This window comes from Streptomyces sp. NPDC004031 (assembly GCF_053604375.1).
Genome location: NZ_JBSGHL010000013.1, coordinates 27,793 through 46,425 on the forward strand (window position 1 = coordinate 27,793; position 18,633 = coordinate 46,425).

The 18,633-nt window shown below is 75.0% G+C and carries 9 protein-coding genes and 1 pseudogene; 6 read left to right on the forward strand and 4 right to left on the reverse strand.

The features are described from left to right. Nucleotides 1-38: 38 nt before the first annotated feature. The 4 genes and pseudogenes from ACWERV_RS10795 (at nt 39) to ACWERV_RS10810 (ending at nt 4,278) form a co-directional block, all read left to right on the forward strand. The gene (locus ACWERV_RS10795) at nt 39-1,037 is read left to right on the forward strand and encodes a hypothetical protein (RefSeq protein ID WP_452931336.1); all 999 of its coding nucleotides are present in this window, start codon (nt 39-41) and stop codon (nt 1,035-1,037) included. Between the two features lie 159 nt (nt 1,038-1,196). Next, nucleotides 1,197-2,384 carry a metallophosphoesterase gene (locus ACWERV_RS10800; protein ID WP_452931338.1) on the forward strand — a complete coding sequence of 396 codons (1,188 nt, stop codon included), beginning with the start codon at nt 1,197-1,199 and terminating at the stop codon, nt 2,382-2,384. A gap of 165 nt (nt 2,385-2,549) precedes the next feature. Beyond that, nucleotides 2,550-2,897 (forward strand): annotated as a pseudogene (locus ACWERV_RS10805) (transposase); the annotation flags it as partial. A gap of 214 nt (nt 2,898-3,111) precedes the next feature. After that, nucleotides 3,112-4,278 (forward strand): endo-1,4-beta-xylanase, encoded by a 1,167-nt coding sequence (locus tag ACWERV_RS10810; protein ID WP_452931339.1) that lies wholly within the window; start codon nt 3,112-3,114, stop codon nt 4,276-4,278. 83 nt (nt 4,279-4,361) lie between these two features. Here the strand turns inward: ACWERV_RS10810 and ACWERV_RS10815 are convergent, their stop codons facing one another. Both ACWERV_RS10815 and ACWERV_RS10820 read right to left on the reverse strand, forming a co-directional pair. After that, nucleotides 4,362-5,429, reverse strand: a complete 1,068-nt coding sequence (locus tag ACWERV_RS10815; protein WP_452931342.1) for a hypothetical protein — start codon at nt 5,427-5,429, stop codon at nt 4,362-4,364. Then, entirely contained in the window at nt 5,419-6,465 is a 1,047-nt protein-coding gene (locus tag ACWERV_RS10820; RefSeq protein WP_452931345.1) for a helix-turn-helix transcriptional regulator, read from the reverse strand. Before ACWERV_RS10820 ends, ACWERV_RS10815 begins: the two co-directional genes overlap by 11 nt. A gap of 252 nt (nt 6,466-6,717) precedes the next feature. Here ACWERV_RS10820 and ACWERV_RS10825 point away from each other — a divergent pair, with 252 nt between their 5' ends. Then, the gene (locus tag ACWERV_RS10825) at nt 6,718-11,028 is read left to right on the forward strand and encodes a carboxypeptidase regulatory-like domain-containing protein (RefSeq protein ID WP_452931347.1); all 4,311 of its coding nucleotides are present in this window, start codon (nt 6,718-6,720) and stop codon (nt 11,026-11,028) included. Nucleotides 11,029-11,159: 131 nt separating this feature from the next. Here ACWERV_RS10825 and ACWERV_RS10830 read toward each other — a convergent pair whose 3' ends face one another. Further along, on the reverse strand, nt 11,160-11,750 hold the full coding sequence (locus tag ACWERV_RS10830; RefSeq protein WP_452931349.1) for a snapalysin family zinc-dependent metalloprotease: 591 nt from the start codon (nt 11,748-11,750) through the stop codon (nt 11,160-11,162). A gap of 207 nt (nt 11,751-11,957) precedes the next feature. Beyond that, nucleotides 11,958-13,640 carry a hypothetical protein gene (locus ACWERV_RS10835; protein WP_452931351.1) on the reverse strand — a complete coding sequence of 561 codons (1,683 nt, stop codon included), beginning with the start codon at nt 13,638-13,640 and terminating at the stop codon, nt 11,958-11,960. A gap of 236 nt (nt 13,641-13,876) precedes the next feature. On the opposite strand from ACWERV_RS10835, the gene ACWERV_RS10840 reads away from it, so the two are divergent. After that, a complete protein-coding gene (locus ACWERV_RS10840) occupies nt 13,877-18,586 on the forward strand; it encodes a wHTH domain-containing protein (RefSeq protein ID WP_452931353.1) in 4,710 nt (1,569 codons plus the stop codon). Nucleotides 18,587-18,633: the final 47 nt, after the last annotated feature.

Sequence of the window (18,633 nt, forward strand, 5' to 3'; positions counted from 1 at the left end):
CCTTGTCGGTTGGCACTGCGCCATGTGAAGTGTGCCGTGTGATCACCGTCTTGTCCTCCACCCGTCCCCCCGGGCCCGGCCGCCCGACGGCCCGCCGGTTCGCCGCCCTGGCCGGGCTGGGGCTCGCGGGCGCGCTGGGCGCAGCACTGCCGGCGGCCGGGCTGATGGCGGGGCTCGGCCGCGTACGGGGCATCCCGTTCGGTCCGGTCGGCGCGGGGCTGCTCGTCGGGGCGGGGCTGCTGGTGGCGGCGGTCCCGATGCTGCTCGCCGTCCACGGTGTCCGCCGCACCTGGCACCGCGACCTGCGGCCCTTCCTCCTCCCCCTGCTCCTCGCGAACGCGGCGGCGACACTGCTGCTCGCGCTGCTCCTCCCCTACCGCTGGGGCGTGCTGAGCTGCCTGCTCTACTGTCTGCCCGCGCTGTGCACGGGGTGGGGCGCGCTCGTCCGGACCCGGACGGCCGCGCTGACGGCCCTGTGCGGTCTGCTCGCGGTGTACGCGCTGGCGTGGCCGGTGCGCGGGATGCAGCAGCACGTCGCCGCGCGCGAGTGGCTGAGGGCCCAGGGGATCCCGTCCCGCGCGCTCGCCCAGGTGGTGGCGCTGCCCGGCACCCGGCAGGAGCCGTACACCTGGGACGGGAGGACGCTCACCGCGATGTTCGTCGTCCCCGTCGGCGAATCGGACGCGTGGGTGGGCGCCGAGACCGTCACGCTCGGCGCGGCCGACCCGTGCGGTCCGCTGCTGGTGGGCCGAGGGGACGCGGCCGCGGAGTCGGCACCGCCGTGCACGGCGGACGGTCCGGGGCTGTGGTTCCGCGGCACGGAGCAGGAGACGGTGGGGTACGTGCTCCAGCGGGACGGTGTGACCGTCACCCTGACCGGCGGCATGCGGCCGGCCGGGAACGCCGTACGGGCGGCGGCCCGGCAGCGGGCGGAGCTGCGACGGGAGATCCTGGCCGCCCACCCGGCGACCGACGCCGAGCTGTGGTCCCGCGCGCCCGCCGGAACGCCCACGGCGCTCGCCCGCCTGCTGCTCTGACGCCCGATCCCCGCGCGCAGGCGCCCGCTCCCGCGCGCGGGCCCGTTCCGTGGCGGGCGCGTGCCGGATGATGGAGGGGACGGCAGGGCGGCGGCGAGGGGCGGGGCAGTGGCGGAGAGCGGATCCATCAGGGCGGCGGAGCCTGAGCGTACGGACGCGGTGGCGGAGCCCGCTGCGGACGCGGGTGGTGGACGGCGGTCGCGGCGGCGGGGGCTGGGGCTGGTGGTGGTGCTGCTCGTGGTGGCGCTGCTGTTCGCGCTGCCGTGGGCGACGCTGTTCGCCTTCGGCACGGGCTGGCCGCTCCCGGTCTTCGCCGCGGGCACGGCCGTCTTCGCCGCCGTGCTGGTCGCCTTCCCGTTCCTGATGGCCGCGGGCCACGGGCCGCGGCGCAACGACCGGGCCTCGCGCGTCGCGGACACCACGCTCGGGGTGGTGTGGGTGCTCTTCTCGTGGTCGGTGCTGGGCGGGGTGGCGCACCTCGTGCTGATCGCGCTGGGGGCCGGGGGCGCCCACCGGGCGCGGGTGGTCGCGCTGGGGGTCGTCGCGGTCGCGGCGGTGCTGCTGGCGTGGGGGCACTACGAGGCCATGCGGGTGCCGCGGGTGCGGCGGGTGGACGTCCCGCTGCCGCGGCTGGGCGGCGGGCTGGACGGGACCCGGGTCGTGGTCCTGGCCGACACGCACTACGGGCCCATCGACCGGGCGGCCTGGTCGGCGCGGGTCATCGAGGTGGTCAACACGCTCGACGCGGACGTCGTCGTGCACGCGGGGGACATCGCCGACGGCACGCCCGAGCAGCGCCGCGCGCAGTCCGCGCCGCTGGGGACCGTACGGGCGCGGCTCGCGAAGGTCTACGTCACGGGCAACCACGAGTACTTCGGCGAGGCCCAGGGCTGGCTGGACCGCATGGCGGAGCTGGGCTGGGAGCCGCTGCACAACCGCCATGTCGTGGTCGAGCGGGGCGGGGACGCCCTCGTGCTCGCGGGGGTGGACGACGTGACCGCGGAGTCCTCGGGCCTGGCCGGGCACCGGGCGAACCTGGACGGCGCGCTGGAGGGGGCGGATCCGGAGCGGCCGGTGCTGCTCGTCGCCCACCAGCCCAAGTACGTGGCGCAGGCCGCGGCCGCGGGCATCGACCTGCAGATCTCCGGGCACACCCACGGCGGCCAGATCTGGCCCTTCCGCTTCCTGGTCCGCATCGACCAGCCGGTGGTGCAGGGCCTGAGCCGGCACGGCGAGCGCACCCGGCTCTACACCAGCCGCGGCACCGGCTTCTGGGGCCCGCCCTTCCGGGTGTTCGCGCCGAGCGAGATCACGGTGCTGACGCTGCGCGCGGGCGGCACCGCCTGACGTCGGGCCCCGCCGTTCAACTCCGCCGCGTCCGGGGCGCGGTGAGCATGATCGGCCGCCCGGTCGAAAGTTTCGACCTCACCATCGAGGGGTGAAACAGGGGCAATCAACTCCGGTGCGACACCGCGGAAACATCTCGTTTGGCCCGGCGGCTACCCTGACGCCGTGACGATCGTGGAGCGGCTCGTGCCGGACGCGCTGTGGGAGGCCTTCCTGCACGTGGCACCCGCTGTTCCCGTACGGCCGCAGGGCGGCGGACGGCGGCGGCACGGCGACCGCGAGGTGCTGGCCGCGATCGTGTTCGTGGCCACCTCCGGCTGCGCCTGGCGCCAACTGCCGCCGGGCCTCGGGCCGTCCGGGCCCACCGCGCACCGCCGCTTCGCCGAGTGGAGCGGCGCGCGGGTCTGGGACGCGCTGCGGGCCGCCTTGTCCGAGGCGCCCGGCTCCGGGGCCGAACTCGCCTGGTCCCGCGCGGCGGTGGACGCGGTGGCCGCGCGCGCCGCGGCCCGCCAGGACTGACCGGAGACCGCCTCGCGCGCACAGCCGCGGGTATGCCCGGATGTGCCCGGGTTCGACCAGGCCCCCACTTCGCCATATGAGACGGCGAATTCGTCGAATCTGAGCCGTGCAGCGTCATTGACTCCGCCAGAACGCCGGAGCTAGCTTTCAGCTCCGATCGAACATCGGTCCGAAACTTTCGAGACCATTCACTCCCCGGGAGTCTGCCGTGAAGCTCCGACGCAGATCCGCAGTCGTCGCCGCCGGTGCCGTCGCCGTCGCCATGCTCGTCCCGGCCGCGGTCGCCGTCGCCCACGGGAACGGCAAGCCGAACGACACCTCCCTGCGGGCGCTGGCCTCGAAGCAGGGGCTGCGGTTCGGCACCGCCGTGGACGCCGCCCAGCTCGGCAGCAACAAGGCCTACACCGGCCTCGTCGCCGGGCAGTTCTCCGCGGTCACGGCCGAGAACGCCATGAAGTGGGACGCCGTCGAGCCCAGCCAGGGCGTCTACAACTGGAAGGCCGCCGACGACCTGGTCACGTTCGCGCAGAAGAACGGCCAGGAGGTCCGCGGCCACACCCTGATGTGGCACAACCAGATCCCGGGCTGGCTGACCACCGGCGTCACCGACGGCACCATCAGCGACGCGCAGCTGCGCGACATCCTGCACAAGCACGTCACCGACGAGGTCACGCACTTCAAGGGCAAGGTGTGGCAGTGGGACGTGGCCAACGAGGTCTTCGCCAACTCCTGGGAGACCCCGCAGGCCGACGGCCTGAACGCCGATGACTTCTGGGTCAAGCACCTCGGCTCGGGCGTGCTCGCCGACGTCTTCCGCTGGGCGCACCAGGCGGACCCGAAGGCGCTGCTGATGTACAACGACTACAACATCACCGGCGAGGACGGCACGAACGTCAAGTTCCAGGCCGTCTACGACTTCGTCAAGAAGCTGCGCAAGCAGGGCGTCCCGATCGACGGCATCGGCGAGCAGGGCCACCTCGACACGCAGTACGGCTTCGACGCCCAGCGCTACCAGGGCGACCTCCAGGCCTTCGGCGACCTCGGCCTGAAGGTCGCCATCACCGAGGCCGACGTGCGGACCTTCGTCGACGACCCGGCCACCCAGGTGCCCACCGACGCGCTCGCGCAGTTCGCGCAGCCGTACGAGTTCTCCGAGCTGCTCAAGGGCTGCGAACTCGTCAGCCAGTGCATCTCCTTCACCGCGTGGGGCGTCTACGACGGCGACTCGTGGATCCCGAGTACGTTCAAGGGCGAGGGCTACGGCCTGCTCTACGACGTGAACATGCAGCCCAAGGCGGTGTACTCCACGCTCCAGCAGGACCTCCGGGCGGCGGCCGGCACGAAGAAGCACGGCCCCGTGGGCGGCGGCCGGTAATCCGTCACCCCCTCCCGAACCCGAGGGCCCCGGTCAACCTGGCGACCGGGGCCCTCGCCGTACGCCCGCGGACCGAACAGGGCTCAGTGCGGCGGGGGAAGGGCGCGGAAGGCGGACTGGACACCGGCCTGGAAACGGGTCGAGGCACCGAGCGAGGCCAGCAGGGCGGCGACGCGGCGCTGCACCGTGCGCTGGCTGACGCCGAGCTGGCGGGCGCTCGCGGCATCGGTGAGGCCCGCGAGGAGCAGGCCGAGCAGCCGGGCGTCCGGGTCGGCGGGGCGGTCGCCCGGGTGGTCGGCCGCGCGGTCCGCGGGGCGCTCGGCGAGGCGGGCGTCCTGGCCGGGGCGGGGGGCGGCGCGTTCCCACAGGCTCTCGAAGAGCAGGGCCAGGGCGTCGAGCAGGGCGGAGGGGTGCACCACCACGACCTCGTCCGGTTCGCCGCCGCCCCCCGCCGGGGCCAGCACCGCGCAGCGGTCGTCCACCAGGCAGAGCCGCACCGGGAGTTCGGGCAGCGTCCTGACCTGCTGCCCCGCCGCGGCCGCCGCGCTCCCGGCCGCCCGGCCCGGGGCGTACAGGGCGCGGTGGGCGGCCCCCGCGGACGGCAGCCGCGGGTCGGGGAGCGGGCCGAGGCTGCGCACCTCGCGGCGGGCGGCGAGCCGGATCCGCGCCAGCCGCCGCCCGACCGCGGCCCGGCCGGTGACGGCTTCGGCCACGGACCGGGACTCGTCGCCGTCCCCGCGCCGGGCGTCCTGGTAGGCGGCCGCCAGTTCCGCGACCTGGTGGCGGGCCCGCGTCAGACGGTGCTCCTCCTCCGCCAGCAGCCGGTCGAGTACGGCGCCGGGCGGCGCGGCGGCGTGCCGCGGCGGGTCGCCCGGCAGCCGCTCGGCCAGCCCCCGCCCGCGCAGCGCGGCCAGCACCGGGCACAGCGCCTCCTTGCGCCGCCACCGCCCGGCGAGCACAGCGAGCGGTACGGGCCCGGTCTCGACGAGCAGCGCGTACGCGGCCTCCTCCGCCGCCCCGAGCCCCAGCACCCGCAACGCGGCCCGGCCCGCGGCCACCCCGCCCCCGGACCGGTGCGCGCCCCGGGGCCGTCGGTCCGCCGCGCGGCCCGCCCGCCGGGCGTCCGCCCCGCCGTCCCGTTCAGCCGCCATCGGTGCGGGCCTCCTCCCGGTCCGCCGTGCGTTCGAGCCAGCCGCGGCGCACCGCCTCGTAGCCCGCCTGGAAGCGGGACGTGGCGTCCAGGCGGCTCATCAGGGCGCGCAGCCTGCGGTGGACGGTCTGCTCGTGCAGGCCCAGGTGGCCGGCGATGGTGCTCTCGGTGTGGCCCGCGGTCAGCAGGGCGAGCAGCGCGCGCTCGTCGGGTGTCGGGCGCTCCCGTGGCGGTGTCCCGTGCGCGGCCGCGCCGCCCTCGGCCGTCAGCCGCAGCGGCACCGCGCGCTCCCAGTAGCTCTCGAACAGCGCGGCCAGCGCCTGGTGCAGCAGCCCGCCGTGCACGATCAGCCATGAGCCGACCTCTCCCGTGCGCAGCGGCAGCATGGCCAGCGGGGCGTCGCTGACGACGAGTTTCATGGGCACGTCGGCGACGCGCGACTCCTCGCCCGCCGCCGAGGACTGCTCGATGTCGGCGACCCGGCCGGGGACGCTGACGGCCCTGCGGTCGTAGACCACCCGGTAGCGGACGCCCTGGGAGAGCCGGTCCAGCTCCAGGTGGTTCTCGCGGTAGTCGGAGAGGTAGGGCGGGCCGTCGAAGAAGCAGATCTGGCGGCGGGCGTCGCGCTGGAGGCGCACGTACCAGGCGAGCGCGGCCTCGGGTCCGTGGCAGATCTCGACCAGGCCGCCGGACCCGGCGTCCGCGTCTCCGTCCCCCTCGGCGCCCGGGTCGTTGGCGCGGTGGGCGGCGGCGAGGCGGGCGACCCGGCGGCGGGCCGCGGCGAGCCGGCGTTCGCGGGTGGCGAGCGCTCCGGCGAGGGCCTCGTCGGGCGGCAGCGGCCGGTAGCGGCCGGGCTCGTCCGGATCGGCGGCGACGAGGCCGAGCCGGGCCAGCCGCCGCAGTGCGGGGGCGGCCGTCCCGGGGTGGCCGCAGGCGGCGGCGAGAAGGTCGGCCTCCTCGGCGGTGACCGCCGGGCGGATCGCGAGCTGTGCGTAGAGCTCCTGGTCAGCGGGGGTGAGGCCGAGGATGTCGAGCACAGGGCCATGCTCCGGCGAACCCATGAGTAGTACAAGGACTTTACGACACTGTCGCATGATCGCCTTGACCGTGTTCGGCCACGGATTCCACGATCGTGCCTTCCCCCGACTCCCCGACCCCCCGTTTCCCGGGCGTCCTCCCGACGCCCGGAACCCGACTCCCGGGCTCCCTCCGACGCCCGGGTCCTGACGACAGGCGTCACCGGCCCCGCCCGGCCGGTGGCGCCTGTCCTCGCAGAGATTGGTGGCATCGTGCGACATCCCGTACCTCCACCGCGCGTTCGCGGGGCCCGCGGGCTCCTCGGCGCGGTCACGGCCGCGGCGCTGGGGCTGACCGCCCTGTCCGCGCTGTCCGTGCAGCCCGCGGCGGCCGCCGCCCCGGCCCCCGCCGACACGGCCACGACCCCGGCCACGACCCCGGCCGCCGCCGCACCCCACGGCACCCCCGTCACGAGCGGCACCGTCACGGACTCCTGCGCCGCGCCCGCCTCCCCGGGCATGGCACGCTGCTTCGCCCGGCGCGTGGAGTCCACCGAGCGGCAGGGCCCGGGGCTGCGCTCACGCGCGGCGGCCGCACCCGCCGGTTACGCCCCGGCCGACCTGCTCGGCGCCTACGACCTCCCGGCGGACGGCGGCACGGGGGCCACCATCGCGATCGTGGACGCCTACGACGACCCGAACGCCGCCTCCGATCTCGCCGTCTACCGGGCGCAGTTCGGCCTCCCGGCGCTGGAGCCGGGGCAGTTCCGCGTGGTCAACCAGCGCGGTGTGCAGGGCGACTACCCCCAGGGCGACACCGGCTGGGCCACCGAGACCTCGCTCGACCTGGACATGGTCTCGGCGATCGCCCCGCACGCGGACATCATCCTGGTCGAGGCGGACACCTCCGGCTCCGACGACCTCGGCGCCTCGGTGGACACGGCGGTCGCACTCGGCGCGACATACGTCTCCAACAGCTACGGCATCTCCGACGCCCTGGCGGGCACCAGCGACGACGCCTTCTACGACCACCCCGGCGTCGCGATCGTCGCGAGCAGCGGCGACGACTCGTACGGCGTGCAGTTCCCCGCGTCCTCCCCCAACGTGACCTCGGTGGGCGGCACTTCGCTGAAGCGCGACGCGGGCACCGCGCGCGGGTGGAGCGAGACGGTCTGGGACAGCAAGGGCGGCGGCCCCGGCTCCGGCTGCTCGACCCTCCACGACAAGCCCTCCTACCAGCACGACACCGGCTGCGACGGCCGCACCGTCGCCGACGTCTCCGCAGTGGCCGACCCGTACACCGGTGTCGCCGTCTACGACACGTACGGCGGCCAGGGCAGCGGCTGGGCTCAGTACGGCGGTACGAGCGTCGCGGCCCCGATCATCGCCGCGGCCTACGCGCTGGCCGGGCCGATACCCGCCGGGGACCGCCCGAGCAGCTACCCGTACGAGCACACCGCGAGCCTGCACGACGTGACGTCCGGCTCCAACGGCACCTGCACGCCCGCGTACCTGTGCACCGCCGGGCCCGGCTACGACGGCCCGACCGGTCTCGGCACGCCGGACAGCACGCTGGCGCTCAGCAGCGACGTGCCCTCCAGCTCCGTCACCGGCACCGTGACCGACGCCGACGGCAAGCCGCTGACGGGCGTCCGGGTCGCCGCGTCCGGCCCCGCGGGCGCCGCCTCGACCACGACCGGCACCGACGGGACGTACCGACTCCCGCTCCCCGAGGGGGACTACACCCTTCGCGCGGCCCTCTTCGACTACACCGCGCCGGAGGCCCGGCAGATCCACCTGGCGGCCGGGGAGATCACCACGGCCGACCTGACGCTGACCAAGGTGCCGACGGTGACCGTCAGCGGACGCGTCACCGACGGCTCCGGCCACGGCTGGCCGGTGTACACCGCGCTCCAGATCGACAACGGGGTGCCCGGCGGGCCCTTCTACGCCGACCCCTTCACCGGCCGCTACTCCATCGAGCTGCCGGAGAAGGGCAGTTACACCCTGCACGCGCTGCCGCAGTACGCCGGGTACCAGCCGCGCGACCTCACCGTCACGACCGGCACCAAGGCCGTCGCGCAGGACATCGCGCTGGACGCCGACCTCTTCGCGTCCGACGGATCCGCGCTCGGCTACCGGCAGTCGCTCAGCGGCAGCACCGAGAGCTTCGGCGCCGCGGCGCTCCCCGCGCACTGGTCGACGCAGAAGGCCGCGGGCCCGGACTGGACGTTCCGTGCGGACAACAACCCCACGGGCGGTGACGGCGGTTACGCGGTGATCCCGCTGCAACTGCAGCCGACCGTCGCCGACACCTCGCTCGTCGCGGCGCCGCTGGCGCTGACGGCCGACGAGACGCCCGTCGTCTCCTTCGACGTCTCGCAGTCGGACGGCCGGCTGGAGGTCGGCTGGTCCGACGACGGCGGCGCCACCTGGACCACCGCCTGGAGCAGCAACCGCCCGGTGACCTCCCACGAGGAGGTGCGGATGCCCGCGACCGGCACGGCGCGCACCCTGCTGGTGCGCTTCCGCTTCCTGCTGACCACCGGCGGCGCGACCGCGACCGGCGGGGTGTCGCTCGACGACGTCCACGTCGGCGGCGCCTCGCTGACGGTGCTCCCCGGCGCGCTGCTCACCGGCACCACGACCGCCGGGCTGACCGGCGACCCGCTGGACGGCGTCGCCGTCGCCGCGGGCGCGGCGCCGCACCCCGTCCCGGGCGACCCCTTCACCCCCGGTTCCGTCTCGGCCCCGCTGCCGGGCGCCGCCGGGCTCACCGACGGCTTCTTCTACGTCTTCTCACCCGGCACCCACCCCTCCCGGACGGTCGGCGGCACCCTCTACCCGTACGACGAGGGCACGCTCAAGGTGCACGCGGCGGCCGACACCGTGGGCAGGGCCCACCTCGTCATGCCCGCCGGGCGGGTCACCGCGACCGCCGAGGTGGACGCCTCCGCGCCCTGGAACGGCACGGCCACCCGCACCCTGACCCTCACCAACTCCGGCGACGGCCCGGCCACCGTCACCCTCACCCCGCGCACCACGTCCCCGGCGGCCGCCCCGGCAGCCACGGCGAAGGGCGCGGCGCCGCAGACCGTACGCGTCGAGCCCGGCGACGTGCTCGACTACCCGGCCGCGCTCGCCCGTGCGCACCGGGACGGCAAGGCCCCCGCCGCGGCGGCGCCCGCCCCCGCCGCACCGGCCGCGCCCGGCACCCCCGCCGCCGACGGCACCGGCTGGACGGGCCTGACGGACCTGCCCTCCGGCTTCTACAGCGGGGTCGCCGCGAACCTCGGCGGCACCCTCTACGCCGGTCTCGGCGGCAACGGCCCGACCACCTTCTTCAACACCTTCTCCGCCTACGACGCCGCCACCGGCAGCTGGCAGCGCAAGGCCGACGCCCCCTACCCGGTGGCCGCGGCCGCCACCGCCACCGTGGACGGCAAGCTCTACGCGTCCGGCGGTGCCGGGATCGTCGACGGCCGGCTCGCCGTCGTCCCCGCCACCCAGGTCTACGACCCGGCGACCGACTCCTGGTCGCTGACGGCGGGCAACCCCGTCAGCTACGGCGGCGCGGGCGCGTCCGCAGGCGGCAAGCTGTACGCGGTCGGCGGCTACGACCAGTCCACCTTCAGCACCTCCGCCGACGTCGCCGTCTACGACCCCGCCACGGACACCTGGTCCCGGGCGGCCGACTACCCGGTGGCGGTGGAGACCCCGCAGTGCGGCGGGATCGGCGGCAAGGTGTACTGCGCGGGCGGCACTTCCGCGCCCGTCGGCGGCACCTCGGGGAAGATGCTGACCGACGCCTACGTGTACGACCCGGCCAAGAACAGCTGGCACAAGATCGCCTCGCTGCCGATCCAGCTCGGCAGCTCGGCCGTCGCCGTCGCGAACGGGCAACTGCTGCTCTCCACCGGCTACACCGACAACTCCACGGCGATGACCAACCGGGGCTTCGCGTACGACCCGGCGGCGGACCGCTGGACGCCCCTGCCCAACGCCGCCACGCCCAGGGCGCAGGCAGCGGGGGCCACCGGCTTCTACAGCGTCGGCGGCGCGTCCTCCAGCGCCGTCCTCGCCGACGTCACCCTGCTGCCCGGCTACGGCCAGGAGGGCAAGGTCGCGGTGCCGTGGCTGAGCACCGACCGCACGAGCGTCACGATCCCGGCCGGGCACCACGCCAAGGTCACCCTGCGCCTCGACCCGCGCGCGGCCGGGCTCGCCGAACCGTCCGTCCATCAGGCGGTGCTGGGCCTGTCCGCCCCGACCCCGGAGCAGATCGCCCCGGTCACCGTACGGCTGACGGTCCGCCCGCCCGCCGGGTGGGGCCGGGTGACCGGCACGATCACCGGCAAGGGCGGCACGCCCCTGCCCGGCGCCACGGTCGTCGTCACCGGACACGGCGGACGGCACGTGCTGGCCGCCGACGCCGACGGCCGGTACGCCCTGTGGCTGGACGCCCGCGGCAAGCCCGTCACGGTGACCGCGTCCGCCCCCGGCCACCGCTCCGCCAGCCGCACCGTCCGCCTCCCGCAAGGCGGCGGCACGGTGACGGCCGACCTGGAGCTGCGCACCGGCTGACCTCCCGGTCACCACCGGTCCGGAGGGCCCCCGCATCCGCTGCGGGGGCCCTCCTGCCCTGTCCGGGCCGTGCCGCCCCGCAGGCGCGGCCGCTCAAGACGGCCTGCGGGGAGGGCGGTCGCCGTCAGCCCTCAGCGGGCGGCGGACTCCTGGGCGGACCAGACGTCGATCACGACCTGCTGCTGGCCGGCCCGCAGCGCCGCGCCGGCGCCCGCGTAGTTGCGGTCGGCCTCCGCCGCCTCGGCGGCGTCCGGCAGCGCGTTGGTGCACGCCGTGCCGGGGCCGTGCCCGGACATCAGCTCCGAGCACGGCCCGCTGTAGTCGTCGAGGAGCCCGAGGATGTGCCCGGTCTCGTGCGCGGCGATCCGCGTCATGTCGTAGCCCTCGTCCACCGCCTCCTGGCCCAGCTGCACCTGCCCGCGGCCGTGGCCCGGCAGGATCGGTCCCAGCGTCGTCTGCGGCCAGCCGGAGGTGGCCTTGTAGACGAAGTTGGCCGAGGTGGACGAACTCACCTGCTGGAAGCGCACGTTGTGCAGCGCGGCGTTCCAGTTCTGCACGCCCTGGGCGATCGCGGCGGACCACTGTCCCGCCTGGCTGACGGAGTAGGTCAGCGTGACCACCGATGTCGTCGCCCGCGGCGCGGCCTGCGCCGTCCCGGTGCCGGTGGTGACGGCCAGCACGGCCGTGATCAGCGCCGCCGCGGCGGCTGTTCGCTTGATCATGAGCCTCGTACGCCTCCTCAGGTCTCGTCACCCCCCGTGGACCACAAGCGCACCACGTAAGACGCGTCCATGACAAGAACTGCGCACGATCCCCCGCACGATCCCCACGGGTTCGGCCGGATCCCGTCGCCCGCCCCCCGGCGCCGGGGGAGTACCTCCGGCGCCGGGCGCGGTCCCGGGGGGCCCTGGCCCCTGCTGTCCGCGCGTCTACGGCGCGGTCACGGCGGCCAGTTGCTGCGGGGCCTGGGCGGTCAGCGCGGTGCCGTCGAAGAGGTAGGCGGTGACGGTGCCGGTCGCGTCGACCTTCCACAGGTCAGGGGTGCCGTCACCGTCGATGTCGGCGGCCTGCAGGACCGGGGCGTCGGCTGCGTCCCACCCGCTCGCGGCGAGCTGCACCGGGGTGGCGGGGCTGCCCAGGGCGAGGTTCTCCAGGTCCTCGGGCGTGTAGTAGTAGAGCGCGCCGCCGGCGGTGTCGCGGGCGAAGAGCGCGGGCAGACCGTCGATGAGGCCGGTGGTCAGCGTCCACCCGGTCCAGTCGCCGGTGCCCGCGGGGTTGGTGGAGGACACCGGGATGGCACCGTCCACGCCGGTGAACGCTCCGGGAATGAGTGCGGAGCCCTCGTCGAGCAGGACCCCGCCGACGACGAGCAGCAGGTTCGGGAAGCCGTTGACCGGCGCGCCGTTGAGGGTGTTGTAGAGGCCTCCGCCGTTGGCGACGGAGGTGGCGCGGGCACCCGTGATGCTGTCCTCGAAGACAAGCGAGGAGACGTTGACCTCGTGACCGCTGGTCGGCGACAGCACGGAGCCGTCGCCGTTCCCGTAGAGGATCGCGCCCGAGCCGGTGACCGGGTTGTAGCTCAGGACGTCGTTGGAGCCCGCGCCGTTGGCGAAGTGGCCGGTGACGACCTGGGTGCCGTCCCAGTCCGCCGCCGGGTCGGCCGAGCCGATGCCGGTGCCCTGGGCGCCGATGTCGGTCGCGGCGGTGTCGATCCGGTTGCCGGGCAGACCGGGTGCGAACCACAGGCCCGAGGGCAGCCCGGCCTGGGCGCCGACCACGGTCAGGTCGGGACGGCCGTCGCCGTTCAGGTCACCGTGGACATCGGTGGTCGACGGACCGGTCGGGGGATCGGTCGGCGGGTCCACCGGCACGGTGGAGAAGAGGGTGAAGGTGGTCGTGCCGCCGTGGTTGCCGCCCGGCGAGAAGGCGGTGACGGCGATCTGGACGGCTCCGGAGTCCGGCGTGACCGTGAACGCGGCGCTGCCGTCCGCGTCGGCGCCGACAGTGCCGTGCGAACCGCCGTCGACCAGGTACGCGTACGAGGCGGCCGGCGTACTGCCGGGGGCCGCGGTGACGGAGAGGGTCACGGGCTCGCCGACGGTGGCCGGGCCCGGGTCGGCGACGACCGGGGCCGCCGGGTAGGTCCGGTCGAACGAGAAGTGGCAGGTGGCCGACCACGACGACGTCCGGTCCGCATCGCTGACCCGGACCTTCCAGTCGAACTCGGTGACGGCGCCGTCGGCGGCGGCGGCGTCCAGCACGGCCCTCTGGACCACGAACACGGCGTCGGTGCCGGAGGCCGCGTGGAGCGCGGCCTCCGGCATGTCGACCACGACCGCCCCGCCGGGACCGTGCTCGACCACGCGGAACTGCGCGCCGAGCACGCCGCCGTCGGGATCGGAGACCCGGGCCCGCAGCGTGATGTCGCCGTGGCCCACGACGGTGTCCCCCGGACAGGCCGTCGAGGGGGAGGTGCTCAGCGCGGTGGGCGTGTCGGGCGCCTGGTTCCCGGCCGCGGCGAAGGCCGCGGCGGGCTGGGCCACACACGCCGCCGCCAGGACCACGCCCAGCGCGGCGGACGCCGCGAGCACCCTGGATCTCCGCGAGGACATGGGCGATTTCACCGAACCCCTACCTGTTCTCTTCATCTGGTTCACATCGAGCGATCATCCGGTGTCACGGACCTCACATCCAGCGATTTTTGGCAACCGTTGCATCCGGCACCTGTCCTCCCCCGGGGGAAGTCACCGGTTCGTCCGCTCCTCCGGCCTTTGACCGCTGAACAGCGGCGCCGCGCCCTAGAGTTGACGCGCCGCGTACGACGGCGGCGGGGCGGGAGGGGCAACCGGTGGCCTACAAGGCGCTGCTGATCGGGGCGAGCGAGTACGACGACCCGGCGATCTCCGCACTGCCCTTCGTCCGCGACGACCTGACGCTGCTGCAGACCGTGCTGTCCGACCGCGGCTTCGCCTCCGCCGAGATCCTCGAATCGGCCCGCGGCATCACCCGCACCGCGGTGAACGCGCGGGTCAGCCGCTTCCTGCGGGAGGCCGACCGCGGCGACTGCCTGCTCGTCCTGCTCAGCGGGCACGGCCAGCACTTCGAGGGCGCCGACTACCTGATCCCGGAGGACGCCAGCTTCGCCATCGAGCCCTTCGCCGACTGCTGCGTGCAGATCGACTGGCGCAGGGAGCTGGAGAACTCGCCCGCCGCCCAGGTCGTCTTCCTGATCGACGCCTGCCGGGAGGGCTTCGAACGGGACACCAAGTCCCCGGCGGGCGTGCGCGGATGGAGCACCCCGAAGATCGCCGCCGCGCTGCGCCGCAAGGCCGCCCACGTCTACGCGTGCTCCCCCGCCGAAGTGGCCCGCTACGTGCGGACGTCGGACCGGGCGGCGGACCACGCGGCGGCGGGCCGTACGGGCGACTCCTTCAGCCTGTTCTCGCGGGCGGTCGCCGACGTCGTCGCCGGATCCGAACACGCCATGGACCTCGCGGAGTTCGCCCGGCGCGTACAGTCGCGGATCGACGACCTGCACGTCGCGTACGGCAAACCCCGTACCCCGCAGCGGATCCGGGTCGCCTCCGACACCGACCGGGCCGCCTTCGCGCTGCTGCCCGGCCCCGCCCGGCAGCCGCGCGCGCACCCCTGGCTCGGCCTGGTCGCCGGTCACTCGGCGTGGGAGCGCACGGCCCCCGGCCCGGCCAGGGAAGCGGTCAAGGCCGCGTGCGCCGCACTCGCGGCGCAACTGGCCCGCAGCTTCGAGGACGCCTCCGGCGCACTGGCCGAGGACCCCTGGCACGACGCGGAGTTCGCCCTGCGCGCGCAGAAGCGCATGCACTTCCTCATCGGCCGGATGGAGCGCACCAGCACCTTCTCGCCGACCGAGGCCGCGCTCGCCGTCCTGCTGCCGCTCGTCGCCGAGGCGTTCCGGGTGACGGAGACCGCGGCCCGCGCGCATCTGCTCGCCGAGGGCGCGACCGGCCCCGAACGCGTCCGCTTCGAGGACTTCGTGCGCACCCACCCCCGCCTCGTCCGGCGGCTGCGCACGCTGGACCGGACGCACGAGCGCGCGGCCGACGCCGCCGGCATCCGCTGGTGGCTCTTCCACCGCTGGCTCGCCCTGCAACCCGACGTCTACGGCGCCCAGTCCCTCAAGACGCTGCTCGCACCGCCGCGGACACCGGAAGACCCCGACCGCCCCGACTGGATCGACGGCGCCCTGTCCGCCGACCGCTTCGCCCGCTTCCTCCAGGCCCGGCTCACCGCGCCCTTCGCCGTCGTCCCGGAAGGCGCCCAGGAGCCGCGCGACGTGATCGCGGCCAGCACCGGCGACGAGCACGAGGTGCGCCACGACCTCGTCCTCGCGCTCGCCAAGGCCGCGCACGCGCTGGCCGTCTCCCCCGCCGACCTGCCCGAGATCGTCGTCGAGCACCTCGGCATCTCCGACAACGTCGGCCTGCCCGACCTCCTCGCCACGCTGCGCGCCTGCGAGTGGCACGCCTCGGGCGTCGGCCGCTCCCTCAACGCCGCCTGCCACCACCCTGCCGTGCAGATCGCCCTGCGCGAGCACGCCCACCGCACCGACGCCCTGCTGCGCGACATCAACCGCGCCCCCGCCCTCGTCCCGCTGCGCGCCCTGCCGCCCTTCGCCGACGCCGACCTCGTCCGGCTGACCGGCAACACCCCCGCGCACCTGTCCGACGGCATCCGCTTCCAGCTCGCCGAGGACCGCGTCCAGGAGCTGCTGATGGGCGAATCCCTGTACGGCAACCGCAAGCTCGCCGTCCGCGAGCTGTACCAGAACGCCCTGGACGCGGTCCGCTACCGCGACGCCCGCACCCAGTACCTGACGCGTACCAACTCCGGCCGCCGCCTGCCCCCCTGGACCGGCGAGATCACCTTCCGGCAGGGCGTGGACGACGCGGGCCGCCCCTACCTCGAATGCCGGGACAACGGCATCGGCATGGGCGTCCACGAACTGAGCCGCACCTTCGCCCAGGGCGGCGCCCGCTTCGTCGACCTCCCCGAATACGTCGAGGAGCAGGCCGCCTGGTCCGCCCTCGACCCGAAGATCGAGCTGTTCCCCAACAGCCGTTTCGGCATCGGCGTGCTGAGCTACTTCATGCTCGCCGACGAGATCGTCGTCCACACCTGCCGGATGAGCCGCGACGGCCGCCCCGGCCGCCGCCTGAAGGTCACGATCGCGGGCCCCGGCAACCTCTTCCGCATCGAGGACGTCGGCGAGGGCGACGAGACCGGCACATCGGTGCGGCTGCTGCTGTCCCGCGCGGCGGGCCAGGTCTCGTGCGTGGACACCCTGGAGGAGGTGCTGTGGGTCGCGCAGTACCGCACGACCGCCGTGCACGCCTCCCGCCGCCTGGAATGGGAACCGGGCGAACTGTCGGAGCGGGCGGTGGAACGGCACTGGTACGAGAACCCGGACTTCCGCGACCCGGGCGGCGGCGTCTTCCGCTCCGCCGACCCGGACCTGTGGTGGATCGGCGGACGGGGTGTGGCGCTGTCGGACGGTCTGTTCGCGGACGCCTCCCGCGGACCCGAGCCGATGCCGCACGGCATCGTCGTCAACCTCCACGGGCGGCACCGTCCGCAACTCAGCGTCGACCGCGCGACGTTCCAGAACTTCCGGCGGCGGCCCCTGGAGATACGCGCGGTGGCGGTGGCGCGGAGCCTCGTCGACGGTGGCGGCCTCGCCCTGCTGAACCCCTCCTGGCTGGGACGGGTCGGGTCGGTGTCACTGCCGCTGGCCGACGCGATCGTCGCCGCCGCCCGCGGCAGGAACCTCCCCTGGCCGGTGAACGGCCGCAAGGCCCCGCTCGACGACGTCGGCGTCTTCCCGCCGGACGGCCTGCTGCTGCCCGCGCTCACCCCCGAACGGCGCCCCGCCGACCAGCGCCGCTACGCAGCCGCCTACGCACGGCAGATCCCGGAGCCGATCCTGCGCTGGCGCCTCGCCACGCTGCTCGGCGCCGTCCCGGCCGACGACAGGCAGCACGCGCCCCGCCCCGGCGGTGCCTCTCCCGCCCGGCCGTCGGACCTGAACCTGCTGGTCACCAACTGGCAGCACGCGGCCTTCTGGCAGCACAACCTGGACCAGTGGCTGCGCGGTCCGCAGGGCAACGACTACCAGGACGCCCGCCCGTCGCCGTATCTGCGCCGCACTGGGATCCTCGGCCTCCCCCACCTCCCGCACTGGCTGCGGCCCCACGACCCCGTACCGGCGCGCACGATGCTGCTGAACGTATGGACCACCGGGATGCGCGCCGGAGACATCGCCCGGCGCATGGGGGAGCTGGGCTACCGCACCGCGCCGCTGGCCGGGGCCGAGGACGCCGGGACGGACGACTACCACCTGCTCCACACGCTGAACCCGGCCAACCCCGGGGAGCGGCCCGGCTCCGCGGTGTCCGCCGCGCAGATCAGCCTCAGCGCCCTCAACGCCGACGTCCCGTCCGAGGCCGCGGCGAAGCGCCTTCGCGAGCTGGGATTCGACGTCACCGACGACTTCGAGCGGTGCTCCGGCTGGTCGGCCGAGGACCGGGCCGTCCTCATCTACCTCTGGGAGGGGCGGGGCGACCACCCCGGGCAGTCCGCCCCCGACACCGTGTCGGTGCCGCAACTGCTCAACACGGCCGCGCTCACCGGACTCCCCGTACCCGCCCTCGCCCGCCGGCTGCACACCTGGGGCTTCGTCCTGCCCCCGGCCGGCACCTACCCGGACGACCTGGACGACGACGACCGCGCGCTCCTCGTCCGCGAGAACCGGGTGCCCGGTCCGGACGCACCGGTCCCCGCCCCCCACGTGTTCGCCGCCGCCCAGGGAACCGGCCGCTCCACGGCCTGGGCCGCACAGCGCCTCGCCGAACTCGGCTTCCGGATCGACCCGGAGAGCGCCGTCACGTCGTGCGAGCGCTGCGCGGAGGACCACACACTCCTCCTGCGCGCGGGCATGTACCCGCAGAGATGGGCCCCGCACGGGAAGAAGATCTCCGCGATCAGCCTCGCCGAGGCGGCACTGCGCACCGACTGCTCGGCGGCCGACATCGCGGTCTGTGTGACCCGGGTCGGGATGCCCGTCGCCGTCGGCCCCGCCGCCCTCGCACAGCTGACGACGGACGACCTGACCGTCCTCACCGACTACCGCACCCCCGACCCCGACATCTACGACACGATCACCCCGCCGCAGATCTACGCCGTGGCCGCCCACACCGGCCGCTCCCGCTCCGAGATCACCCGCGGCCTCACGGACCTGGGCTACGACGTCGCGCCGCCCGACGAGGACTTCGAGCGGGACGTCCGGGCGGAACGGAAACTCGACGCCTGGCTGCGCGAGGCCGGTCACGGGGACGGACCGGTACCCCCCGCCCTCGCCCCCCTGCCCGGCGCGGCCGAACCGCCCCCTCCCGAGGAGATCTCCCTCTCCGCTCTCGTGGCCGTGGCCCTGCGACTGCGCATGCAGCTGCGCGAGACGGCGAACCTGGCCCGCGCCCTGGGCCTCACCAACGAGGCCGCGGACTGGTTCACCCCGAACGGGTGACCGGCCCCCGCCGGTACCGTGGCCGGGGAACGGCAGGTCACGGGGAC

Excerpts from the sequence above, each read along its gene's own strand:
- ACWERV_RS10815 (WP_452931342.1), bottom strand. The coding sequence starts at position 5,429 with ATGGCGGCTGAACGGGACGGCGGGGCGGACGCCCGGCGGGCGGGCCGC.
- ACWERV_RS10830 (WP_452931349.1), bottom strand. The coding sequence starts at position 11,750 with ATGATCAAGCGAACAGCCGCCGCGGCGGCGCTGATCACGGCCGTGCTG.
- ACWERV_RS10835 (WP_452931351.1), bottom strand. The coding sequence starts at position 13,640 with ATGTCCTCGCGGAGATCCAGGGTGCTCGCGGCGTCCGCCGCGCTGGGC.